Source organism: Nocardiopsis sp. ATB16-24, from assembly GCF_030271535.1.
Taxonomy (GTDB): Bacteria; Actinomycetota; Actinomycetes; order Streptosporangiales; family Streptosporangiaceae; genus Nocardiopsis.
This window is the reverse complement of sequence record NZ_JASCXJ010000004.1, coordinates 211712-235067: the sequence shown is the minus strand read 5'-3', so window position 1 is coordinate 235067 and position 23356 is coordinate 211712. Positions and strand designations below refer to the sequence as shown.

Genomic DNA, 23356 nt, shown 5'->3' with positions numbered 1-23356 from the left:
GCCGCGTTCCGGTGGCGTTCACGGCGTCATCGGAACGCTCCACTCGTCTCGACGGACCGCCCCTCGCGTGGCGGTGCGGTGCTCCGGGAGGACCGAAGCACTCGGTGACCTCACCGGGGCGGGGTGATTCCCCAGAGGAGCGAGCGTGTGGCCTGCAACGCACTCCAGGCCGGGCTCGCCGGGAAGAGGGCCCCATGGTCCCTCATCCGGACCTCGATGCCACCGAGCACCCTTGAGGTTTCTTTGCGAGATTTCCTCTTCTCTGCATTTTGGAAGGAATTTCTATGAATCAATACGGTACGGCGTACCTTTCCGTACCGTGACCCTTGAACACGACCTCGGTCTTTCCCTCGCACAAGACTTCTTCCCATCATCCAGTCATGGGATTATGGGGCGACCGTGCCTTCACGCTCCCGAGAGTTCGCATCGGCCACCGCACACCCGGAGATGGCACATGCGGGGAAGTCGATGTGTCACAGTTACATCACCAAACTTCCTCCTTTGTTCAGCTTCAGGCCCAAATCTGTCTCAGATGAGCAACACCCAAAGTCGGACTATTGCCTTCCGCCTGGAACCACGCCAAGAATCCTTGCTACCCCGATCTTGGACAAATCCCCCTGAAGGGCAGAGGAACCCCCTTGCGAAAAAACAGGAGAATCGTCAAGGCCACGGCCGTGGCCGCCGCAGGAGCGCTGGCGCTCTCCGCGTGCTCCGGAGGTGGCGGCGAAGGCGACACCGACAGCGCCTCCGGAGGCTCCACCATCACCCTGGCCTGGGACCAGGAGTACGACAGCTACAACAACACCACCGCCGGGGCCAACTCCAGCAAGAACGCCATCGTCAACCACGGCGTGACCAGCGGCTTCTGGTACTTCGGCGAGGGTGGCGCGGTCACCCCCAACACCGACTTCGGCACCTACGAGCTGGTCTCCGAAGACCCCCAGATCGTCGAGTACTCGATCCACCCCGACGCCGTCTGGTCCGACGGTGAGAGCATCGACTGCGACGACGCCATGCTGTGGTGGGCCCAGCAGAGCGGCAAGTACGAGTTCTCCGTCATCGGTACCGGCGGCATCGAGGACACCGTGATGCCCGAGTGCGAGGCCGGGGACAAGGAATTCTCGATCGAGTACGAGGTGCCCTACGCCGACTGGGCCAGCAACGGCCCCAGCAACGGCAACACCACCATGATGCCCGCCCACGTGGTGGCCGAGCAGGGCGGTCTGACCACCGACGAACTGATCGAGGCCATCCGCGAGGAGGACCACGACGCCCTCGCCGACGCCGTCGAGTTCTTCAACGAGGGCTGGACCATCAGCGGTTCGCTGCCCGACGAGGAACTCATCCCCTCCTCCGGGCCCTACAAGCTCGCCTCCTACGAGGCCGGACAGTCCCTGACCCTGACGCTCAACGAGAACTGGTGGGGCCAGCCCCCGGGCAACGACAGCATCGTCGTGCGCTGGATCGCCTCCGACGAGCAGACCCAGGCCCTGGAGAACCTCGAGATCAACGTCATGCGGCCGCAGCCCACGGTCGACCTGATCAACCAGCTCGACGGTCTGGCCGGGATCGAGTACGAGGTCTACGACGAGTACACCTACGAACACCTGGACTTCAACTTCGACTCCAGCCCCTTCGCGGAGTACGAACTGCGTGAGGCCTTCGCGCACTGCGTCCCCCGTCAGCTGATCGTGGACAACCTCATCAAGCCGATCCAGCCCGAGGCCGAGACGATGGACGTCCGCAACATCGCGCCCTTCGACCCCGGCTACGCCGAGGCCGTCGCGGCCAGCGGCGGCGACAAGTGGAGCGAGGTCGACCTCGACCGCTCCCGCGAGATCCTCGAAGAGCTCGACATGGTCGGCCAGGAGGTGCGCCTGGGCTTCATCGGCGGCAACCCCCGCCGCGCCCAGACCGCCGAGCTGATCAAGGACTCCTGTGACGAGGCCGGCTTCGAGGTCAAGATCAACGCCGAGGACACCTTCTTCGACTCCGACGGCGGCCTGTCGCAGAACACCTACGACGTGGCCATGTTCGCCTGGGCCGGCTCGGCCGAGGTCAGCGGCTGGAACTCCACCTTCCGCAGCCCCGAGGAGTGCACCCCCGACGGCAAGGGCAACAACAACGGCTGCTACTCCAACGAGGAGCTGGACGGGTTGTTGAGCGACATCCTCCAGGAGCCCGACTTCGACGCCCGTCTGGAGATCATCAACGAGATCGAGACGATCCTGTGGGACGACCTGGTGACGATCCCGCTGTTCAGCCACCCCGGCACCGCCGCCTGGAGTGACCACCTGGGCAACGTCACCCCCAACCCCGCGCAGACCGACATCGTCTGGAACCTGTGGGAGTGGACGGCCCAGTAGGCCGCACCGCCCACCGCGCGTGACCGGCCGTGCCGACCGATGGGACCCGTCGGTCGGCACGGCCCCCACCCGGGACCGGAGGCCGACGTGTCCTCCGGTCCCTTCGTCTTCGCGCGACCGTTCCCTGATCTCCTCAGGAGTCAGCACAAGTGCTCGTCTTCATCGCACGAAGACTCGTCGTCTCCGTCTTCGTCCTCTTCGTCGCCACCTTCGTGATGTTCGTCCTCGCGGCCAACACCGGTGATCCCCTGTCCGATCTCAGGGAACTCCCCGAAGACGCCCGCGAATCCGCGATGGCGGAGCGGATCGAACGCATGCACCTCGATCTGCCCGTCTACGCCCGCTACCTCCTCTGGCTCGGTGCGGCCTTCACCGGTGACCTCGGGGTCAACCGGCAGGGGCAGGACGTCAACATCCTGCTCGCCGACGCGATCTCGGCCACCATGCAGCTCGTGGTGGCGGCCACCGTCCTGGCCATCGTCATCGGCATCGCGATCGGCATCGTCTCGGCGCTTCGCCAGTACAGCGGCTTCGACCACGTGGTCACCTTCGGCGCGTTCGTGGCCTTCTCCCTGCCCATCTTCTGGGTCGGCGTCCTGCTCAAGCAGTACGGAGCCATCGAGTTCAACAACTGGTTGGCGCGGCCGACCATCCCCACCCTGGTCGTCGTCCTGGTCGCGGTGCTCGTCGGGGCGGCCTGGAGTTCACTGATGGTGGGCGACCGACGCACCCGGCTCCTGGCCTTCGTCGGGGCCGCCGGCGTCACCACCGTGCTGCTGCTGTGGATCTCGGGCACGTCCTGGTTCACCGACCCGGGCCTGGGGCCGGTGGTCATCGCGGTCAGCGCCCTCGGCGGTGCCGTGGGCATCTCGGTGCTGATCTCCGGACCTCAGCTGAACCGGCCGATGTACGCGGCCCTGACCGCCGCGGCGGTGGGCACCGTGCTCTCCTTCGTGCTCTCACCGGTGCTGGCCGATCCGAACCTGCTGGTGATCGTCGGTCTGGCGGTCACCACCGTCGTGGTGTGCGTGGCCATCGGCTACGGCTTCGGGGGCGTGCTGCACCGACGTAACGCGATCGCGACGGCGGTGTGGACGGGGTTGTTCACCGGCGGCGTGATCTTCGTCGACCGGATGCTCCAGTCCTTCGCCTCCTACAGCAGGTCGGTCCAGGGCCGCCCCATCTCCACCGTGGGGGCCCGCACACCGAACTACGAGGGCACCTTCTGGGAACTGACCCTGGACTCGGCGGGCCATCTGGCGCTGCCGACCCTGGCCCTGATCCTGGTCTCCCTGGCGACCTACACCCGCTACAGCCGCGCCAGCATGCTGGAGGTGATGAACCAGGACTACGTGCGCACCGCCCGGGCCAAGGGCCTGCCCGAGCGCACGGTCATCACCCGCCATGCCTTCCGCAACGGCCTCATCCCCATCACGACCCTGGTCGCCTACGACTTCGGCACCGTGATCGGCGGCGCGGTGGTCACCGAGACGGTCTTCGGCTGGCGGGCCATGGGCCACCTGCTGATCACGGGTCTGGACGAGGCCGACCCGGCGCCGGTCATGGCGTTCTTCGTGGTCGCGGGCGGCGCGATCGTCGTGTTCAACATGATCGCCGACATCGCCTACGCCTACCTCGACCCGCGGATCCGGCTCTCGTGAAGGAAGGAGAAGCACACATGACCGACCACGACCGGACTTCACCAGGGTCGCCGGACTCCGAGAACAGCCCCGGTGTCCAGGAGGTGTCGACCTCCGCCGAAGCCCAGGGCCTCAACATCGCCGCCCGTACCCAGTGGCAGCTCATCCGGGGCCGGTTCTTCCGGCACAAGGCCGCCCTGTTCGGCATGTTCCTGCTGGTGGGGGTGGTTCTACTGTCCTTCACCTCGGTGGGTATCGGACCTCTCCCCGGTTGGTGGGACAAGTCCCCTCTGGCGACCGGCCCCTTGTACAACGACGGGAATCCCACCCTGAGCCTGGTGCCGGAGTTCCTCGGCGGCGCCGGTCTGGCCCTGGGCGAGCACCCCTTCGGGCAGGACAACGTCGGCAAGGACTACTTCGCGCTGACCATGCGCGGCACCCAGGTGTCGCTGATCATCGCCTTCCTCGTCGGTATCGTGGCCACGATCGTGGCCACGGTGATCGGTGCCTGCGCGGGCTACTTCCGCGGCTGGACCGAGACCGTGCTGATGCGCATCACCGACGTGCTCATCGCCATCCCGCTCCTGGCCATCGCCGCGGCGGCGGCCAAGATCGCCGGCCAGGCGGGCATCCTCTACCTCGGCATCGTCCTGGGTCTGGTCACCTGGACACAGACGGCCCGGCTGGTCCGCAGCGCCGTGCTGTCGTTGCGCGAGAAGGAGTTCGTCGAGGCCGCCCGTTCCGTGGGGACGTCCTCGGCCCGCATCATCTTCAAGCACATCCTGCCGAACACGGTGGGCGTGATCATCGTCAGCGTGACCCTGGCCATCGCGGCCGCGGTACTGCTGGAGTCCGCGCTGTCCTTCCTGGGGATGGGCGTGCAGCCGCCCGACACCTCGCTGGGACGGCTCATCACCGACTACCGGAGCGCGATGGGCACCCGACCCTGGCTGTTCTACTGGCCGGGCCTGTTCATCATCCTGATCGCGCTGTCGGTGAACTTCATCGGTGACGGCCTGCGCGACGCCTTCGATCCACGACAGAACAGGGTGCGTGACTGATGACGCAATCCTTCGACATGCCCTTGCCCTCCGAGTCGGCACCGGCGGAAGCGACCGGCGGGGAGGCCTCCGTCACGACCGGTACCGAGTCGGTCCACACCGCCAAGACCCTCGCCGAGTCCAAGCCGCCGACCGACGAGGAGGTCCTGCGGGTCGAGAACCTGAGCGTGGACTTTCCCACCGACGACGGTGTGGTCAAGGCCGTCCGCGACGTCTCCTACTCGCTGCGAGAACGGGAGGTGCTGAGCATCGTCGGGGAGTCGGGGTCGGGCAAGTCGGTCTCCTCCATGGCGGTGATGGGCCTGCTTCCGCGCAGCGCGCGCATCAGCGGCCGTGTCCTCTACCGCGGCCAGGACCTGCTGGCCATGCGCGAGAAGGACCGGCGTTCCCTGCGTGGCCGTAAGATCTCGATGATCTTCCAGGACCCCATGACCGCCCTCAACCCGGTGCACACCGTCGGAGACCAACTGGCGGAGGCGGTCCTGGCGCACAGCCTGGTGCCGCCCAGGCAGGCGCGTGAGCGGGCCCGGGAGATGCTCGACCTGGTCGGTATCCCCCAGGCCGCGCAGCGTCTGCGCAACTACCCGCACGAGTTCTCCGGCGGGATGCGTCAGCGGGTCATGATCGCCATGGCGATCATCAACAACCCCGACGTGATCATCGCCGACGAGCCGACCACGGCCCTGGACGTCACCGTCCAGGCCCAGATCCTGGAGAAGCTCCTGGAGGTCAAGGACGCCGTCAACGCGGCGATCCTGCTGATCACCCACGACCTGGGCGTGGTCGCGGGCTTGGCCCACCGGGTGCTGGTCATGTACGCGGGCACCCCGGTGGAGGTCGGTGAGACCGACGACGTGTTCTACCGGACCCGCATGCCCTACACGGCCGGACTTCTCGGGTCGATCCCGTCGATGACCTCCTCGCACGGCGAGCGCCTGCGCCCCATCCAGGGAACCCCTCCCTCACTGATCAACCTGCCCTCGGGGTGCCCGTTCGCTCCGCGTTGTCCGTTGGCCGACGCCACCTGCCGTTCCTCCGAACCCCCGCTCGCGCCGGCCTACAACCCGGGTGAAGGAGGACGGAGGAGCGAGGGGCAGGAGGACACCGATCGGTACACCGAACACCTGACGGCCTGTCACCACTGGGAACGACTGGCCTCCGTCGAGGACCCGACGACCTTCTTCCGCAACGGGGGGCAGAACCCATGACGACGACCCGGCACGAGTCGGAGGAACGGCACGAGGCCGCTCCGGCGCTGCTCGAAGTCGACGACCTCGAAGTCCGCTTCCCCGTGTACGGCTCAGGTCTGCTGCGTCGTGTGGTGGGACACGTGCACGCCGTCAGCGGGGTGTCCCTGCGGCTCGCCGAACGGGAGACCCTGGGCGTGGTCGGGGAGTCGGGGTGCGGCAAGTCCACCACCGGCCGGGCGATCCTACAGTTGGTGAAGCCGACCGCGGGTTCGGTGCGCTACCGGGGCGAGGAGTTGACGTCGATGTCCTCCGCCGGGTTGCAGCGGGTCCGGCGTGAGGCGGGCATCGTCTTCCAGGATCCCTACGCCTCGCTCAACCCCAAGCTTCCGGTCAACGACATCATCGCCGAGCCGCTCAAGGTGCACCGCCGCTGGCGCGACGGGGGCCCCGAGCGCGTGGCCGAACTGCTGCGTCTGGTGGGGCTGAGCCCCGAACACGGCAACCGCTACCCGCACGAGTTCTCCGGTGGACAGCGCCAGCGGGTGGGCATCGCCCGGGCCCTGGCCCTGGAGCCCCGACTCCTGGTCCTGGACGAGCCGGTCTCGGCCCTGGACGTGTCGGTCCAGGCCGGCGTGGTGAACCTGCTGGAGGACCTCCAGGAGAGGTTGGGGCTGTCCTACGTCTTCATCGCCCACGACCTGTCGGTGGTACGCCACATCTCCGACCGGGTGGCGGTGATGTACCTGGGCCGCGTGGTGGAGACCGGGACGAGGGAGCAGGTCTACGAGAGTCCGTCGCATCCCTACACCCAGGCCCTGTTGTCGGCCGCGCCGTGGCCGGACCCGCGCCAGGAGCGGGTCCGCGAACGCATCGTCCTCACCGGTGACGTGCCGAGTCCGGTGAACCCGCCCAGTGGCTGCCGGTTCCGTACACGCTGCTGGAAGGCGCAGGAGGTGTGCGCCGAGCAGACGCCGGAGCTCACCGACCGGGGCAACGGACACCCGGTGGCCTGTCACTTCCCCGACTGAGGGGACGAGGGGGCGGGGCGGCGGAGTCCGTCCCGCCCCCTCGTCGTCCGAGGCCGGTGCCCTCGGCGTCCTCGGTCCACGGAGACCCGAAGGCGGGATCACCGCGGGTCGGATCCCTCACAGAACACCAGTGTGCGCTCTCGCCCCGTCAACGCCGACTGCCGCGGATGGCGCCGACCACCGCGTCGGTGAGGTCGTCGATGATCTCCTCCTCGCCGACCTCCGGGTGCTCCAGCCACCACTCCCCCGCCGCCTGCACCATGCCCACGATGGCGTGCGCGACGATCTGGGAGCGCAGGCGGTCGCCGATGCGCAGTTCGTCGACGAGCTGGTCGGCGAGTTCCTCTCCCAAGCGGCGCACCATCATGCCCAGGTCGCCGCGTGTGCGCGGGTCCTCGGAGGTGGCCCGGTCCATGAGGAACCGGTAGAGGTTGAGGTTGCGGGAGATCATCGACAGGTAGGCCCCGACCGTGGCACGGGCGCGCACCTCGAACGCGGTGTGCTGGTGCAGTTCGTCGCGGATGCGTTCGATGAGCGGGTCCACGTGGCGCCGGGCCAGCGCCCGGTACAGGCCGCTTTTGTCCCCGAAGTGCCGGTACAGGATCGGTTTGCTGATCCCGGCCTCGGCAGCGATGGCCAGCATCGACGCGTCCGGGCCGTCGCGCTGGATCACACGGTCGGCGGCGTCCAGGAGGGCGCGGCGTCGCTCGGGGTCACGTCCCCGCCCGCCCCGTCCGCCGCGTGCGGGGGGTGCCTCCGGCACGGCCGTGCCGGAGGCGTTACTGGTGTCGGTCGGCGCGGTCCGCCGCCTACGTTCGGGAGCCACAAGGCAACACCGTAGCGGCTGGCGCGGGTCGGGGGCGGTCCGGGCGGCCGATCAGCCCTTGAGGGCGATCCAGGTGGCCCGTGCCTGGGCCATGAGGCGACCCTGGCCGTCGTAGAGGGCGCTGCCGGTGTGGATCTTGCGTCCGTCGACCTCCTCCAGATGGCCCATCACCACGTGGGTCTCCCCCACTCGGGGCATGCGGTCGACACGGGCGGTGAACCGGCCCAGGACGGCCGGTCGCCCCGAGACGTCGCTGGACCAGCCTCCGGGGCAGTCCAGTGCCGCCCAGACCTGGGCCATGCCGACGCCGCCGTCCCCCTCGTCCAGCACGGGGTGCGGTGTCCAGGAGCAGGCGACGGTGTTGCCGACCCCGTCGGGGCCGGTGCCCGGGCGCACGGAGCCGGCGAACAGACGCAGTCCGTCGCCCTCGGCCCGCTCGGGCCCACAGCTGTAACAGCGGGGGAAGGGGTGGGCGTCGAAGCCCCCGTAGCGACGCTGGGCCTCCTCGGCCTCGGGCACTCCGACCGGTCCGCCGGGAATGACGGGGTCATCGGGGAGTTCGGTCACGGTCGCCTCGGCGATCAGTCGGGCGCGTTCCCGCACCGCGTCGGGGTCGATCAGGCGCAGCGCACCGCCGGGCCCCTCCTCCACGGTCATCGGACGACCCAGGGGCGGGGGGTTGCGCAAGGTGACCTGGACGGCCGGTCCGCCCGCGGTGGTGAGCCGGGCGGCGAGCAGACCGGAGGTGTAGCCGCCGTTGCCCGTCCCGTCGGGGCCGTTGTATCCGGCGGGAATGGTGAGGGAGGGGGCGCCGTTGCCCGTGGTGGTGTTCATGAGGCCAGGTTAGGGGGCGAGGGTTCCGTTCGGCCAGGGTCTGCCGGAGGCCGCTGGAGGCCCATGACCATGACATGCCGTCGGGTTCGAAATGCCCTTCTCCGGATAAGGGAGAGGCGACACTGTACTGCGTTGGTCACGGTCACGTCAGGAAACGGTGCGCGTACGGGAACACATGACGGGTGGTGGCTCCGACCTCATGGAACCGACGGCACGGGCGGAGGAGGACGTCCGTGTATCGACACGGAGGATCCCACAGGACCCGACATCCCGAGCACCGGTGCCCGTAAGTGCCGACGCGACGGCGGAAGCCGTGTGGAGAAGCCGGAAGTAGGCAGCGATGAAAGACATAGGCTGGCCGCTGGAGACCGGTCTGCTGCGCGCGGTGTTCGACAGTGTGGGCGCGGGGATGCTCATCGTCGACACCACCGGCCGCATCACCGCCTCCAACCCCTTCGCCCAGCACATCCTCGACCGGCCCGAAGAGCAGCTGCTGGGTTCTGACGCGCATGACCTGCTGCACCGGGACGAGGAGGGCAACAAGGTCCCGCGGCGGTCCTGTCCCATCATGGTCACGCTCGACAGCGGTCTGCCGGCCGAGGGGAGCGGCGAGTGCTACCTACGGGGGGACGGCACCCTCGTCCCCATCATCTGGGCGGCCACTCCGCTCCAGCACGCGGAGGGCAGGGACGGCGCGGTCATCGTCTTCCACGACTTCAGGGCGCATCGCGACGCCACCGAGCAGACCGCGGCGTACCTGGCGGCCTTGGAGGAGCTCACCGCCCGGCTGAGCATCGTGGCGGAGGTCTCGATGCTCTTCATCGCCAAGCTGGACATCTCCGAGATGTTGGACAAATTGGTCCGCCTTCTGGTGCACACCCTGGGCGACTGGGCGGCGATCGACCTGCTTCCGACCGGGGAGATACAGGAGGCTCGACGTGTCGCCGTGTACGCTCCGGGCGCCCACGACGCGGCCGAATCGCTGAAGGGTCCGCTCCCGCCGCTGCCGCGCGCCCTGTACAACATGCGCCCCCTCCTGCTCAACGCGAAGGACATGGCGGGCGAGACGAACAAACTTCGCTCTCGACCGCACCAGCGGTTGTTCGACCATCTGGGAGGGCACACCGCGGTGATGGTGCCTCTGTACACCCGCAGACAGGTCTTCGGTCTGCTGACCGTGGCACGTACGGGGCAACGCGCCGCCTACACCGACGCGGAGGCGCTGATGCTGGGCGACATCGGACGGCGCGTCGGTCTGATGATGGAGAGCACGCGGCTGTTCGAGGAGCAGCGCGATATCGCCGAGACCATGCAACGCCAACTCCTGACCCCGCTTCCCCAGGCGGGTCACCTCCGTTTCGCGGCCCGTTACCAGCCCGCGCAGAAGGCCTCCGAGGTCGGCGGGGACTGGTACGACGCCTTCCGTCTCGCCGACGGTGTCATGGCCATGGTCATCGGCGACGTGGTCGGGCACGATCTCCACGCCGCCGCGCACATGGCCGAGGTCCGCAACATGCTGCGCGCCCTGGCATGGGACCGTCGGGAACCCCCCAGCCTGATCATGCAGCGACTGGACGAGGCCATGACCAACACCAGCGACGCCCCCATGGCCACCGTCGTCTTCGCCCGTCTGGAAGGCCCCGAAGGCGGACCCTGGGAACTGCGCTGGGTCAACGCCGGGCATCCTCCACCGCTGCTCGTCACCGCCGACGGCCGCACCCGCTACCTCGAAGGCGGCCACGGCCCTCTTCTCGGCATGAGCGCCACCTTGCATCTGGGCCTGGACTGGCCCGACGCCCGTGAGGTGCTCCCCGCGCACTCCACCCTGCTGTTCTACACCGACGGACTCGTCGAGAGTCGAGGGCATCCCATCGACACGGGGCTGGACACCCTGCGCCGCCACGCCGCCGACCTGGCCCACGCCGACATCGAGGACTTCTGCGACGAACTCCTCAGTCGCATCGAGCCCAGCGGCGACGACGTCGCCCTACTCGCCCTACGCGTTCCGGAGGCGGGCGTGGGAGCCGGCGAGGGAGCAACGTCGGCCCCGCCGCAGCACGCGCACAGCCCCGCCGCCCCCGAGCGGGGCGCTCCCGGCTCCCGCGCACAGAACGCCGCGGTCAGGGACACCTCGGAACCGGCGTAGACGCGCACGCCTGTGACCGGGACCGCGGGTGCCCCCGCATCGGGAGCGGTCCGCTCGAACGCGGTGTTCGAAGGGACCGCTCCTGGACCTTCGGCTATCAGCGCACCGGCAGGCCGGTGACGGCGCGGCCGATGATGAGCTTCTGGATCTCGCTGGCGCCCTCGAAGATGGTGAAGATGGTGGCGTCACGGTGCCAGCGCTCGACGGGATAGTCGCGCGTGTAACCGTTGCCGCCGAGGAGGCGCACCGCGTTCTGGGTGACGAAGGTGGCGGTCTCGCTGGCGTAGAGCTTGCTCATGGAGCCCTGCGCGTTGTCGAAGTCCTTGTTGTTGCGCGCCATCCACGCCGCACGCCACACCAACAGTCTGGCGGCGTCGATACGGGTGGCCATCTCGGCCAGGGTGAAGGCCACGCCCTGGTTCTCACCGATCGGACGCCCGAACTGCTCGCGCTGGGTGGAGTAGTCGCGGGCGTACTCGTAGGCGGCTCGGGCACAACCCACGGCCATCGCGCCCACGCTCGGACGGGAGGCCTCGAAGGTCTTCATCGCCGCCTGCCCCTTGGACCCCTTGCCCTCGCGGGCGCGGGCCAGGCGTTCGTCGAGCTTGTCCTTGCCTCCGAGCAGGCACGAGCCCGGCACGCGTACGTCGTCCAGCACCACCTCGGCGGTGTGCGAGGCGCGGATGCCGTGTTTGGCGAACTTCTGTCCCTGGCTCAGGCCCGGGGTGCCCGGCGGCACGACGAAGGTGGCCTGGCCCCGGGAGCCGAGTTCCGGCTCCACGGAGGCGACCACCACGTGGATGTCGGCGATACCGCCGTTGGTCGCCCACGTCTTGGTGCCGTTGAGCACCCACTCGTCCTTGGACTGGTCGTAGACGGCCCTGGTCCGGATGGCCGAGACGTCGCTGCCCGCGTCGGGTTCGGAGGAGCAGAACGCGGCGAGTTTGACGTCGTCGGGGGTGCCGAACATCTGCGGCGTCCACTCCAGCAGCTGTTCCTGGGTGCCGTTGGCGGCCACCGACACCGCGGCCAGGCCGGTGCCGGTGATGGACAGGGCGATCCCCGGGTCTCCCCAGTACAGCTCCTCGAAGGCGACGGGGATGCCGATGCCACTGGGTTCCAGCCACTGGTTGGCGAAGAAGTCCAGGGAGTACAGGCCGATCTTGGCCGCCTCCTGGATGATCGGCCAAGGGGTCTCCTCCCGCTCGTCCCACTCCGCGGCAGCGGGCCGGATGACGTCGGCGGCGAATCCGTGTGTCCAGTCCCGGACCTCGCGGACGTCCTCACTCGGTTCCAGGCTGAAGGCGGGCTCGGGGGCCTCACTCATGCGCTTACATCCTTTGTCGGGCCCTCGGGGAGGGAGGGGCGGCCAGTTGTGTTACCAACGGTAACACCAGGATCGTACGGGGACAACGCTCGGTCGCACGCGACGGGGCCCGGTCCTGGAGCCGGGCCCCGTCACCGTGGATCAGTCGAGGGCGTGCTTTTCCAAGAAGGTGTAGACGTCGTGCTCGTCCACTCCGGGGAAGGTCCCCGAGGGGAGCGCGGAGAGCACGTGCGAGTGGGCCCGAGCCGAGGGCCACACGTTGCCCTCCCACCGGGCGGCCAACTCGGAGGGCGGACGCACGCAGCACTCGCCGGTCGGGCAGTTGGACTTGGTGCGGTTGGTGGTCTCGCGTCCCCTGAACCAGCGCGACTCCTTGTAGGGCACCCCCAGCGTGATGGCGAAGTTCCGCTCGCGGCTGGGGTCCACGTGCGCCACGCACCAGTGGGTGCCGTTGGGCTTGTCGGTGTACTGGTAGTAGATCGAGTAGCGGTCGGGCGAGGCGAAGACCTGGCGTCCCGACCACTGACGGCACATGCGCTGACCCTCGATCGCGCCGGTCTCGTCGGTGGGGAAGATCAGTCCGTCGTTCTCGTAGGCCTTGTAGATGATGCCGGTCTCGTCGTTGCGGATGAAGTGGCAGACCAGGTCCAGGTGGCGGTGGGCCAGGTTGGTGAACCGATGCGCGGCCATCTCGTAGGAGACCGAGTACACGTCGCGCAGGTCCTCCACCGACAGGTCCCGCGCCTGCTTGGCCTCCTGGAGGTAGCGCACCGCGGTGGACTCGGGTATCAGGACAGCGGCGGCGAAGTAGTTGGCCTCCACACGCTGGCGCAGGAAGTCGCCGAAGTCGCGCGGTCGGCCGTGGCCCAGCACGACGTGACCCAGGGTCTGCAGCAGGATCGTGCGCGGACTGTGCATGCCGAGGGTGGTCTCGCGTTTGAGGTAGATGCGCCGGTTGACGTGGTCGGTGAGGGAGCGCACCGAGCGGGGAAGGTCCTGCACGTACTTGAGGGAGAAGCCGTGGTGGGTGGCGATCGCCAGGATCTGACCCTGTGACAGCGCCCCCGCGGTGTAGTTGACCGCGTCCAGGGTCTGGGCCGCGGCCTTCTCGATGTGCTCGAAGTAGTTGCCGCGCTCACGCATCTGGCGGCGCAGTTCGGCGTTGGCCCGGCGGGCCTCCTCCGGACTGGCCGTGGGCTTGGCGTGGCGGCGCTTGAGCTCTTCGTACAGGCCGACGATGTGTTCGAGCACGTCGTTGGGGACCCGCTTGCCGACCTTCAGGTGCGGCAGGTTCAGCGTTCGGTAGAGGGGGTCGCGCTGGGCCTCCTCCACCGCGATCTCCAGTTGCGCGCGCCGACTCGGAGGCTGCTTGGACAGCAGCTCCTCCATCGAGACGCCGAGCGCGGAGGCCAGGGAGGTGAGGAGGGAGAGCTTGGGCTCGCGCTTGCCGTTCTCCAGCAGGGAGAGCTGGGAGGGCGCCCTGCCCACGCGTTCCCCCAGGTCGGAGAGGGTGAGGCCGCGTGCGCGCCGCAGGTGACGAAGCCTCTGACCAAAGGTGACGAGATCTAGGTCACCTGTCAAAGACGGTATTTCTTCAGCGCCAAAGTACGTCATGGCTTCATAGTACGGAAAAAACTTAGCTTCTTCACCCGATTTCGAATGGAAAAGCCTTGGTTCTTGCCCAAGAATCATAGTTACCGGCGGGGAACACCGCCCCGGGCTCACCCCCTGGCCCGGGAGGACGTCTCTCGACCGGTGCGAACACCTTGGGGACTACACGTAAGGCGGGATCGAAATGGGCACCAGCGCTCGACGACAGGAAGCCAGCGCCGCACTTCAGCGCGACTGGGAGACCAACCCCCGGTGGGCCGGCATCGAGCGCACCTACTCCGCCGACGAGGTGATCAAGCTCCGCGGTTCGGTCACCGAGGAGCACACCCTGGCCCGTCGCGGAGCGGAGCGCCTGTGGGACCTGCTCCACACCGAGGACTACGTCAACAGCCTCGGCGCCCTCACCGGCAACCAGGCGGTCCAGCAGATCCGCGCCGGGCTGAAGGCCATCTACCTCTCCGGATGGCAGGTCGCCGCCGACGCCAACCTCTCCGGCCACACCTACCCGGACCAGAGCCTGTACCCGGCCAACTCGGTCCCGGCCGTGGTCCGCCGGATCAACAACGCGCTCCTGCGCGCCGACCAGATCACCTGGGCCGAGGGCGACGACGACGCCCCCGACTGGCTCGCCCCGATCGTGGCCGACGCCGAGGCCGGCTTCGGTGGCGTCCTCAACGCCTACGAGCTGATGAAGGCCATGATCACCGCCGGCGCCGCCGGTGTGCACTGGGAGGACCAGCTGGCCTCCGAGAAGAAGTGCGGCCACCTGGGCGGCAAGGTCCTCATCCCCACGGGCCAGCACGTCAAGACGCTGAACGCCGCACGCCTGGCCGCGGACGTGGCCGGTGTCCCCTCCCTGGTCATCGCGCGGACCGACGCCCAGGCCGCGACCCTGATCACCAGCGACATCGACGAGCGCGACCAGCCCTTCATCACCGGCGAGCGCACCGCGGAGGGCTTCTACCGCTTCCGCAACGGCGTCGAGGCCTGCGTCGCCCGCGGCCTGGCCTACGCCCCGCACTCGGACCTGCTGTGGATGGAGACCGCGACCCCCGACCTGGAGGTCGCCCGCGACTTCGCCGAGCGCATCAAGGCCGAGTACCCCGACCAGATGCTGGCCTACAACTGCTCGCCGTCCTTCAACTGGAAGCGCCACCTGGACGACGCGACCATCGCCAAGTTCCAGCGCGAGCTGGGCCACATGGGCTACAAGTTCCAGTTCATCACCCTGGCCGGTTTCCACTCGCTCAACTACTCGATGTTCAACCTGGCCAAGGGCTACGCCCAGAACGGGATGACCTCCTACGTCGAGCTCCAGGAGGCCGAGTTCGCGGCCGAGGCCGACGGCTACACCGCCACGCGCCACCAGCGTGAGGTCGGCACCGGCTACTTCGACTCCATCAGCACGACCATCTCGCCCGACGCCAGCACCACGGCTCTCACCGGCTCTACTGAGGAAGACCAGTTCTCAGCGGCTCACTGACACTGGTCTTCGATCCCCGGAGGCCGGCCCTCCCCGCTTTCGTGGCTGGGGCGGGGCGGGTCGGCCTCCACCCCCCTAGCCGTCGGCCATGCGCGTTCCGTGTCACACGCGCATGGCCGGCGGCTTTCTCCGTATCCGCACGATGCCGTCGCGCCCTGGGCGCCCCGCCTTCCCCTCCCACGCGGATCAAACCTCATTCATTGGCCACAACAGGCCACATCGCTCTCCGTGCCGCCCTGGTCACACAGGACGAGGACACCTAGTGTGGTGCACGCGTTGATCACAGGTACATAACGCCCGTCGTGAGACGGACCTCGCCGCGGCATAGGACCGTCCGCGGCGAACATCCCCGAACCGATGGAGTCGACAGTGGGACTTGAGAACATCAGCAAGGAGACCATGACCACCGTCCGCCGCGTGCTCGCTGGCGGGGCGATCGCCGCCGTCGCCGTGTTCGCGAGCGCGGCCTGTGAGGACCCGGCGGTGGAGGACCCCGGCGTGGAGGAGCCGGGTATGGAACAGCCCGGTATGGAGGGCGACCCCGGCATGGAGGACATGGAGGAGGGCGACTAGCACCCTCCGGGGGCCGTTCGGGCGCCCCGAAGGCGGGGATCTCGGTGCCCGAAGCACCTCCTCCCCGGTCCCCGCCTCGTTCGGCCCTGCGTCCGGGTACCGCCGAAGGGTCGGAGGAACCCTTCGGTCAAGGCCCCGCCTCCCGTGCCGATCCTCCCCGACCATGGACACCCCGCCCCGGGCGCCCCGTCCGCGCCGCCCGGGGCGCCTCTTCCGCACGCCTTCACCGGTCAGGACGCATACTCTTCAAGACGTGACCGACAAGACCCGTCCTCCGAGCTCTGAACCGTCCGCGGCCTCGTCCTCCTCCCCCACCGCACCCGTCGACCGGCGTCTGCTGCGCTGGGAGGTGCTGTGCGTGCTCGCCCTGTCCGTGGGCGCCGCGGCGGTCTCGGCGACCATCTCCTTCGTGGGCGTGCTCACCAGGCCGGGGTCCCTGGCCGAGCAGACCGCCAGCCTGGTACGCCCGCGGGCGCTGGACCGCCCCTGGCTCGATCTGTCCTTCCAGTTGTACGCGGTGGCCGCCGCACTGGTCCCCGTCCTGCTGGTGGCCTACCTCCTGCGCCGCTCGGGCGAGTCCTCGGCCACGATCGGCTTCGACCTGCGCCGCCCCGGCTTCGATCTGGCCGGCGGGGCCGCCTTGGCCGCGGCCATCGGAGCGGGGGGCCTGGTGGTGTACGTGGTCTCCTGGCACCTGGGGTTGACGGTCACGATCACGCCCAGCGCCTTGGAGGGCAACTGGTGGGACGTTCCCGTCCTGGTCCTCCAGGCGGCCAAGAACGGCGTCCTGGAGGAGGTGATCGTGGTCGGCTACCTGCTGCACCGGTTGGGACAGCTGGGGTGGACACCGTGGAGGGCCGTGCTGGCCACTTCGGTGCTACGCGCCTTCTACCACCTCTACCAGGGGGTGGGGATGTTCTTCGGCAACCTGGTGATGGGACTGGTCTTCGGCTGGTTCTACCTGCGCCACGGGCGTGTGATGCCGTTGGTGGTGGCGCACACGATCATCGACATCGTGGCCTTCGTGGGTTCGGTGTACCTCATCGGTCGGTTGGACTGGCTTCCCGGCTGAGGCCACGTGCGGCGATGACGTCCTCCAGGTAGCGGGGACGGCCCAGCCACATGCCCACGGCCAGGTTCGTCACGACCAGGAACACCACCAACAGCAGCGGCACGTGCCAGCCACCGCTGATCTCGTGCAACAGTCCGAACAGGAAGGGTCCCGCCCCGCCCATGAGGTAGCCCAGGCTCTGACTGGCGGCCGACAGCGCGGCCGTCCCACCCCCGGTCCGGGTGCGTAGCGCGAAGGCGGTCAGGGCGAAGACGAAGGTTCCCATGCCCACGCCCACGAGCGTGGTCCACACCCATACCCCCGACAGCGGCGCGATCCACAACCCCGCCAGGCCCGTCAGATAGAAGGCGGCGAACATGACCACGAAGGGACGCTGGTCCCTCAGCCTGGTCAACAACATGGGCAGCAGCAGGGACATGGGTATGCCCAGGAAGGCGAGGTAGGACAGTGCCAGACCCGCGTCCTGGGCTTCCATCCCCTGGTCCCGGAGCATCTGGGCGTACCAGCCGAACAGGATGTAGGCGATCGAGGACTGGGTGCCGAAGTAGATGACGGACTGCCAGCCCAGACCGGTGGACAGCACCTGCCGGAAGCCCAGGGCGTGGGAGGAGTCGCCGCGTGCGGGTTCGTGGCGCAATACCAGGAGCCAGGGCACGGCGGCCACGATCCCGAACAGGGCGTAGACGCCCAGGGCGGTACGCCACTCCCCCGTGGCCTGCTCCATGGGCACGGTCGCCGCGGCGGCGATGGTGGTGCCCAGGGCCATGGCCGTGGTGTACACGGTGGTCATCAGACCGACGCGTTCGGGAAAGTGCTGCTTGACCAGTACGGGCAGGATGACGTTGCCGATCGCGCCCCCGGACAGGGCCACGGCGCTCAGCACCAGGAACAGCCACGGGTCGGGGACCAGCGCCCTCACCGCGAGGCCGACGACCACGGCCGTCAGAGCGCAGACCAGCAGACGGTGCGGACCCAGGCGTCGGGCCAGCGCCGGAGTGAGGCCGCCGAAGAGCGCGAAGCACAGCACGGGCAGGGTGGTCAGCAGCCCCGCTCCGACCGCGCTCATGCCCAGTCCGGTGGTGATCTCGTCGAGGAGCGGACCCACACTCGTGATGGCGGTGCGCAGGTTCAGTGCCGCCAGGGCGATCCCGGCGGCGAGCAACAGAAGGATCGCGCGCGGCGGGCGGGCCGGTGTGGCAGGGCCTGCGAGGGGATCGCTTGTCACGGAGGAGCAGGGGCCTGGTCCGGCGGGCATAAGAGGCGACTTCCAGCGATAGATAGGATGACCCGATGTACTTCATGAGGATAACGCATTGCCGTTCGGAGCCGATTCCCGACGGTGACTGGTCTAAGCTCCGACCTTAACCGTCCGTACCTGTGCGCTGGCCCTGTCATCCGGCGACCCGCCCCCTAGGAGGTAACGCGTGCCCCTCGCCTCGACACGCCGGACCGGTCTCGTGGACCAGGTCATCAGTCAGTTAAGAGCCCAAATCGACTCTGGTGAGTGGGGCGTCGGTGACCGCATTCCCACCGAGTCCGAGCTCTCCGAACAGCTCGAGGTGGGACGCAACACCGTTCGTGAGGCCGTCCGCGCCCTCGCCCACGCGGGACTGCTGGAGATCCGTCAGGGAGCCGGCACGTTCGTACGCGCCTCCAGCGAACTCGGAGGGGCGTTGCGCCGCCGCCTGGAGCGCTCCCGACTGCGGGAGAACCTGGAGGTCCGCCGCGCGTTGGAGGTGGAGTCGGCCCGACTGGCCGCGCTGCGCCACAGCGAGGAGGACATGGCCAACATCGACCGTGCCATGGGACTGCGCGAGGAGGCCTGGCGCGCGCGTGACATGGGCGCCTTCGTGGAGGCGGACTTCGCCTTCCATCGGGCGGTCGTCAACGCCACGCACAACTCCCTGCTCATCGACCTCTACGACGACATCGCCCAGGCGGTGTACGCGAGCATCGCCCACACCGCCTACGGGCAGGACCCCGAGGCCACCGACCGGCCCTCCGCTGCCACCGACGGTGTGGACCACTCGAAGCTGACCGAGGCGATCCGCGACGCCGACGCCTCCAAGGCCGTCCGTGAGGCGACCTGTTACATCGACGAACTGCTCTCGCTCGCCGAGGACGACTGAACGGTCCCCCACGCCGAAGGCCCTGGACCCGCTCCGTGCGAGGGGTCCAGGGCCTTCGGTGTCCCCGGCGCGATCAGTCCCCGCGGTGTCCCTCGCCCACGACGGGACGTGACGACATCCGAGGGCGGGAGGTGGAGTGGCCCTCCGTGCCGCGTGCGGCGGTGTCGCGACGAGCACCGAGGGGCCGGGGCCGCCCCGCGCCGCCGAGACGGGGGCGGGGTTCGGCCTCCTCCTCCCAACCGGCGACCCGTGAGGGGTCCAGGCCGAGTAGGTCGAGGGTGCTCTCGCCCGCGTACACGGCGTCGATGATCTCGCGTTCCCGGGAGATGCTGTCCAGGGTTCGGGCGACGATGGAGCTCGCCTGTGCCCGGGGCAGGCACACCACGCCGTCGTCGTCGGCCACGATCCAGTCACCGCGGCGCACCGGCAGCGGCCCCGGCCCGCCCGCCGTCATGCTGATCTGGCGCCCGACCGAACCGCCCGCCTCGTGCGCGGCCTCACGGACCGCGACCCCCGCTCCGAACACGGGCAGGGCACAGCGGGCGATGGCGGCGATGTCGCGTACGCAGCCGTCCAGGACGATCCCCTCGACCCCCCGGGTCCTGGCGGCCACGGCGAGGATCTCGTCGACGTAGCCGTACTCGGTCTCGCCCGCGACGTCGACGACGAGGGCGGAACCGGGGGGAGCCTGGGCGACCGCGACGTGGATGGCCAGATTGTCCCCTGGGGTGCAGCGCACGGGGAAGGCGGTCGCCGCGAAGGCCGCCCCCGGCCACACGGAGAACAGGTGTGCCCCGAACGGCCGGCCACCGCACCGCGCCAGCGCCACCGTGCCCGCAGCCGTCAACGTATCCGCAAGCGCCACGTCAGCCTCCCCTTACACCCGCGCCCGGTGAGGGTCGGCACGAGACCGACCCCCTGTCCATACTCACGGGTAACTTAAGTGTGACGCAAGCCATGGGAACGGGAAACACGCAAAAATGTTACCGATGGTTACAGGTACGGGGAAGAGCACGGTGAGCCTGACGAGGAGCCGAACGCCTCCCGCCCTCGGCCGCCGACCGGTTCTCGCCCCGACCGCGTCCGGACCCGCTAACCGGAGACCTCCTCCATGGTGTGCCCTCCTCCCCTGCGCTCCTTGCGCACCGACAAGTGGTCCCAGCACTCCACATAGGCCACGCCCGGGGCCGCGCGCACCTCCTCCAGCGCCTCCACCAACCGGCGCCGGTCGGGCGCGGTGAGCGTGCCGAGGACGTCATAGCGACCGAAACCGGTGGACAGGAAGGAGATCCGGGGCATGTTCGCCAGTGCCGCCCCCAGCGACTCGGCGTCGCCCCGACAGCGCAGCCCGAAACCCAGCCGCTCCGTGGAGCCCAGCACGACGGGATCCACCAGCGCGGTCACATGCACCACTCCGGAGTCGAGCAGTCGTACCACGCGCGAACGCGCCGCCGCCTGGGACAGCCCCACCTGACGCGCCAGGTCGGCGTAGGAGGCCCGTCCGTCCCTGAGCAGGCGACGGACCAGGCGCCAGTCCAGGGCGTCCAGCTCCACGTCGCGCAGCTCCCGCACACTGCTGTACCCGTCCTTGAACACCGCGTTGGCGCGAAAGACCTCGACACCGTCCACGCCCGGCATCGACCGCAGCTCGGACAGCTCCTTGGTCAGGGCCGCGTCATCGGCCACCCGCACCTGCGCGACGGCGGGGAAGCGCCCCGCCGCCTGCGCCGCGAAGGTCACGGCCTCACGCTCCGCCAACGCCTCCAGCAAAGGCCCGACGGGTCCGCTGACCCGGAACGAGACATGGCCGAGGACGTCCATGCCCACCACTCCGGCGTGCAGCACCCCGACGATCCTGACCGCGCCCGAGCGCACGAGCTGTCGCACTCTGGCGCGCACCGCGGTCCTCGACAGGCCGACCCCGTCGGCCAGTGCCTGGAACGTCGCTCTGCCGTCCCCCTGCAACGCGCGCATGAGCGCGGCGTCAACCGCATCGAGCACGATGGCTTGCCTTTCGTTCCATGACGCCGTCCTTCCCCCGGGCGGCGCCCCCTCCTGCGGCCAGATCATCGCAGCTGCGGCGTCGCTTCACTACCGATCGCGAAAGAAATCGACTGATTCACCCCTTTGCTCATCCCGAAAGCGTCCTTCCCTACCCATCCACCACGTCCCCGTCACATAACAGACTTGTATAGAACATTCATCATCACTGAGCAGTAGTCCCCACAACTCCCACAAAGCGCCACACTTGTCAGGCAGGTCGGCACGACTCCCCGGGACTCCTCCCTCGTTCCTCGGACAGTCGAACGCATGACCCGCTCGACGCATCCGAGTACATGGACGCCACCCGGAGACGAATCGGAAGGGCCTTCTCGGACGCGCACACGACAGGGATTTCGAACAACACCACCACGGTCACCACTCTGCGCCGTGGCGGGACGACGAGGAACACGGGGCGCCCCGCCCCGCGGCTGGAGAGGAACCACCGGTGCCTGCGGAGGACGACAAGCGGGACGAGGCGCCCACGCGCTTCGGTACGGTCCGGGCGTTGCTGTGGACCGCGGCCTCGGTTCCCCTCCCGGGAGCGGCACATCTGCGGATGCGTCACAGGATCGCCGGCACGGTGATCCTGAGCCTGTACCTGTCCTCGATCGCGGCCCTGGTCGTCTGGGGTTGGCGTCTGGGCGCGGACGAGGCGGGCACCATGACGCTCCTGGCCCGGATGGCGGTGCAGAGCCAGTGGCTGTTGGGCGCCATGGGCGTGGTGTTCGCCGTGGCGGTGCTGTGGTCGACGGTGATCGTGCACTCATGGGTGATCACCAGGCCCACCGACGCCTCCTGGGGCCCACGACTCGGGGGAGCGGCCGTGGTCCTGGTGCTGTGCCTGCCCATCGCGGCGCCCTCGGCGCTGGCCCTGCACGGCGGCTACACCGCCTACCAGACGATCACCAACGTCTTCCACGCCGAGGAGGATCCCGAGCTGCCTCCCCATGACGACGCCGACCCCTGGAACGGGCAGGAGCGGGTCAGCGTGCTGCTGATCGGCGCGGACTCGGCGGACAACCGCTACGGCGTACGCACCGACACCATGATGGTCGCCAGCATGGACACCCGTACCGGCGACACCGTCCTGGTGGGACTTCCCCGCAACCTGGAGAACATCCGCTTCCCCGAGGACAGCGCCCTGGCCGAGCTCTATCCCGAACCGTACGGCTTCGACCTGTTGCTCAACGACGTGTACCAGACCGTCGCGGAGCAGCCCGAGGAGCTGGCGATGAACCCGGCCGTGGCCGATCCCCCCGCCGACACCCTCAAGAAGGTGATCGCCCACAACCTCGGCCTGGACATCGGCTACTACGCGATGGTCGACATGATGGGCTTTCGCGACCTGATCGACGCCATCGGCGGTGTGCGGGTGCGCATCGAGGAACCGATCCCCTACGGTGTGCACGGCGGGGTGCTGGAGCCGGGACTGCGCCGACTGAACGGCCACGACGCCCTCTGGTACGGCCGCTCGCGCACCAACAGTGACGACTACGGCCGGATGGGCCGCCAAGGTTGCCTGATCAAGTACGTCACCGAGCAGGTGGAACCGACCACCATCCTGACGAGCTACCGCAGGTTGGCGGGAGCGACCGAGCGCACCCTGAGCACCGACATCCCCCAGTCCAAGGTCCCCGCGTTCATCGAACTGGCGGACCTGGTCACCGACGACGGCCGGATGAGCACGCTCCAGCTGTCGCCGCCCCAGGTCAACACCGCCAACCCCGACTGGGAGGCGATCAGGGACCTGGTCGCCCGTGCCATCGACGTGTCGGAGGAGGTCGGCGACGACCTCGGGGGGTCCGACGACGACGCTCCGGACCCGTCCGCGGCGGAGTCCTCCGAGAACGAGGGCGAGCCCGGGGAGGAGATCGGGGGCGAGGAGGACGGTCGTACCGAGTGGCAGCGGTACACAGGGCTGGACCAGGAGGAGCCCGCCGACCCCGGCCGTCAGGTGGGCGAGGAGGCCACCGACCTGAGCACGCTGTGCCCCTGACACGTGCCGGGTGGACTCCGGCGGATCCTGC

General features: G+C 68.8%; 18 protein-coding genes. 11 read left to right on the top strand and 7 right to left on the bottom strand.

The window, feature by feature from the left end; all coding sequences use genetic code 11:
* The first annotated feature begins 638 nt into the window (after window positions 1-638).
* From PFX91_RS07280 to PFX91_RS23095, 5 genes are all read left to right on the top strand, one after another.
* Window positions 639-2366: an ABC transporter family substrate-binding protein gene (locus tag PFX91_RS07280; protein ID WP_285730373.1), complete on the top strand. Its 1728-nt coding sequence runs from the start codon at window positions 639-641 to the stop codon at window positions 2364-2366.
* Between the two features lie 149 nt (window positions 2367-2515).
* Window positions 2516-4027 carry an ABC transporter permease gene (locus tag PFX91_RS07275; RefSeq protein WP_285730372.1) on the top strand — a complete coding sequence of 504 codons (1512 nt, stop codon included), beginning with the start codon at window positions 2516-2518 and terminating at the stop codon, window positions 4025-4027.
* A gap of 17 nt (window positions 4028-4044) precedes the next feature.
* Complete coding sequence (locus tag PFX91_RS07270) at window positions 4045-5067, top strand: ABC transporter permease (RefSeq protein ID WP_285730371.1); 1023 nt, start codon at window positions 4045-4047, stop codon at window positions 5065-5067.
* Window positions 5067-6275: an ABC transporter ATP-binding protein gene (locus PFX91_RS23100; protein ID WP_352231636.1), complete on the top strand. Its 1209-nt coding sequence runs from the start codon at window positions 5067-5069 to the stop codon at window positions 6273-6275. Before PFX91_RS07270 ends, PFX91_RS23100 begins: the two co-directional genes overlap by 1 nt.
* Window positions 6272-7285 (top strand): ABC transporter ATP-binding protein, encoded by a 1014-nt coding sequence (locus tag PFX91_RS23095; RefSeq protein ID WP_352231635.1) that lies wholly within the window; start codon window positions 6272-6274, stop codon window positions 7283-7285. Before PFX91_RS23100 ends, PFX91_RS23095 begins: the two co-directional genes overlap by 4 nt.
* 148 nt (window positions 7286-7433) lie before the next feature.
* Here PFX91_RS23095 and PFX91_RS07260 read toward each other — a convergent pair whose 3' ends face one another.
* Both PFX91_RS07260 and PFX91_RS07255 read right to left on the bottom strand, forming a co-directional pair.
* Window positions 7434-8111, bottom strand: coding sequence for a TetR/AcrR family transcriptional regulator (locus PFX91_RS07260; RefSeq protein WP_285730370.1), 678 nt, complete (start codon window positions 8109-8111; stop codon window positions 7434-7436).
* Between the two features lie 51 nt (window positions 8112-8162).
* Window positions 8163-8945, bottom strand: a complete 783-nt coding sequence (locus tag PFX91_RS07255; RefSeq protein ID WP_285730369.1) for a hypothetical protein — start codon at window positions 8943-8945, stop codon at window positions 8163-8165.
* Between the two features lie 340 nt (window positions 8946-9285).
* On the opposite strand from PFX91_RS07255, the gene PFX91_RS07250 reads away from it, so the two are divergent.
* Window positions 9286-11091 (top strand): SpoIIE family protein phosphatase, encoded by a 1806-nt coding sequence (locus PFX91_RS07250; protein WP_285730368.1) that lies wholly within the window; start codon window positions 9286-9288, stop codon window positions 11089-11091.
* Window positions 11092-11188: 97 nt separating this feature from the next.
* Here PFX91_RS07250 and PFX91_RS07245 read toward each other — a convergent pair whose 3' ends face one another.
* On the bottom strand, window positions 11189-12418 hold the full coding sequence (locus tag PFX91_RS07245; RefSeq protein ID WP_285730367.1) for an acyl-CoA dehydrogenase family protein: 1230 nt from the start codon (window positions 12416-12418) through the stop codon (window positions 11189-11191).
* Between the two features lie 141 nt (window positions 12419-12559).
* Window positions 12560-13999: an XRE family transcriptional regulator gene (locus PFX91_RS07240; RefSeq protein ID WP_285730366.1), complete on the bottom strand. Its 1440-nt coding sequence runs from the start codon at window positions 13997-13999 to the stop codon at window positions 12560-12562.
* A gap of 214 nt (window positions 14000-14213) precedes the next feature.
* On the opposite strand from PFX91_RS07240, the gene aceA reads away from it, so the two are divergent.
* From aceA to PFX91_RS07225, 3 genes are all read left to right on the top strand, one after another.
* A complete protein-coding gene (aceA, locus tag PFX91_RS07235; RefSeq protein WP_285730365.1) occupies window positions 14214-15512 on the top strand; it encodes an isocitrate lyase in 1299 nt (432 codons plus the stop codon).
* Window positions 15513-15881: 369 nt separating this feature from the next.
* Window positions 15882-16085, top strand: coding sequence for a hypothetical protein (locus PFX91_RS07230; protein ID WP_285730363.1), 204 nt, complete (start codon window positions 15882-15884; stop codon window positions 16083-16085).
* A 253-nt stretch (window positions 16086-16338) separates the two neighbouring features.
* Window positions 16339-17157 (top strand): CPBP family intramembrane glutamic endopeptidase, encoded by an 819-nt coding sequence (locus PFX91_RS07225; RefSeq protein ID WP_285730362.1) that lies wholly within the window; start codon window positions 16339-16341, stop codon window positions 17155-17157.
* Here PFX91_RS07225 and PFX91_RS07220 read toward each other — a convergent pair.
* Window positions 17126-18412: a CynX/NimT family MFS transporter gene (locus tag PFX91_RS07220; RefSeq protein ID WP_502888271.1), complete on the bottom strand. Its 1287-nt coding sequence runs from the start codon at window positions 18410-18412 to the stop codon at window positions 17126-17128. The two genes, PFX91_RS07225 and PFX91_RS07220, sit on opposite strands and share 32 nt — an antisense overlap.
* A gap of 169 nt (window positions 18413-18581) precedes the next feature.
* Between PFX91_RS07220 and PFX91_RS07215 the strand changes: the two genes are divergently transcribed.
* Complete coding sequence (locus PFX91_RS07215) at window positions 18582-19286, top strand: FadR/GntR family transcriptional regulator (RefSeq protein WP_285730360.1); 705 nt, start codon at window positions 18582-18584, stop codon at window positions 19284-19286.
* Between the two features lie 73 nt (window positions 19287-19359).
* Here the strand turns inward: PFX91_RS07215 and PFX91_RS07210 are convergent, their stop codons facing one another.
* Together PFX91_RS07210 and PFX91_RS07205 are read right to left on the bottom strand one after the other, a co-directional pair.
* The gene (locus PFX91_RS07210) at window positions 19360-20151 is read right to left on the bottom strand and encodes an RraA family protein (RefSeq protein ID WP_285730359.1); all 792 of its coding nucleotides are present in this window, start codon (window positions 20149-20151) and stop codon (window positions 19360-19362) included.
* 227 nt (window positions 20152-20378) lie between these two features.
* The gene (locus PFX91_RS07205; RefSeq protein WP_285730358.1) at window positions 20379-21287 is read right to left on the bottom strand and encodes an Lrp/AsnC family transcriptional regulator; all 909 of its coding nucleotides are present in this window, start codon (window positions 21285-21287) and stop codon (window positions 20379-20381) included.
* Between the two features lie 487 nt (window positions 21288-21774).
* On the opposite strand from PFX91_RS07205, the gene PFX91_RS07200 reads away from it, so the two are divergent.
* Window positions 21775-23325: an LCP family protein gene (locus PFX91_RS07200; protein ID WP_285730357.1), complete on the top strand. Its 1551-nt coding sequence runs from the start codon at window positions 21775-21777 to the stop codon at window positions 23323-23325.
* Window positions 23326-23356: the final 31 nt, after the last annotated feature.

Excerpts from the sequence above, each read along its gene's own strand:
- PFX91_RS23095 (WP_352231635.1), top strand. The coding sequence starts at position 6,272 with ATGACGACGACCCGGCACGAGTCGGAGGAACGGCACGAGGCCGCTCCG.
- PFX91_RS07245 (WP_285730367.1), bottom strand. The coding sequence starts at position 12,418 with ATGAGTGAGGCCCCCGAGCCCGCCTTCAGCCTGGAACCGAGTGAGGAC.
- PFX91_RS23100 (WP_352231636.1), top strand. The coding sequence starts at position 5,067 with ATGACGCAATCCTTCGACATGCCCTTGCCCTCCGAGTCGGCACCGGCG.
- PFX91_RS07220 (WP_502888271.1), bottom strand. The coding sequence starts at position 18,412 with ATGCCCGCCGGACCAGGCCCCTGCTCCTCCGTGACAAGCGATCCCCTC.
- aceA (WP_285730365.1), top strand. The coding sequence starts at position 14,214 with ATGGGCACCAGCGCTCGACGACAGGAAGCCAGCGCCGCACTTCAGCGC.
- PFX91_RS07255 (WP_285730369.1), bottom strand. The coding sequence starts at position 8,945 with ATGAACACCACCACGGGCAACGGCGCCCCCTCCCTCACCATTCCCGCC.
- PFX91_RS07270 (WP_285730371.1), top strand. The coding sequence starts at position 4,045 with ATGACCGACCACGACCGGACTTCACCAGGGTCGCCGGACTCCGAGAAC.
- PFX91_RS07250 (WP_285730368.1), top strand. The coding sequence starts at position 9,286 with ATGAAAGACATAGGCTGGCCGCTGGAGACCGGTCTGCTGCGCGCGGTG.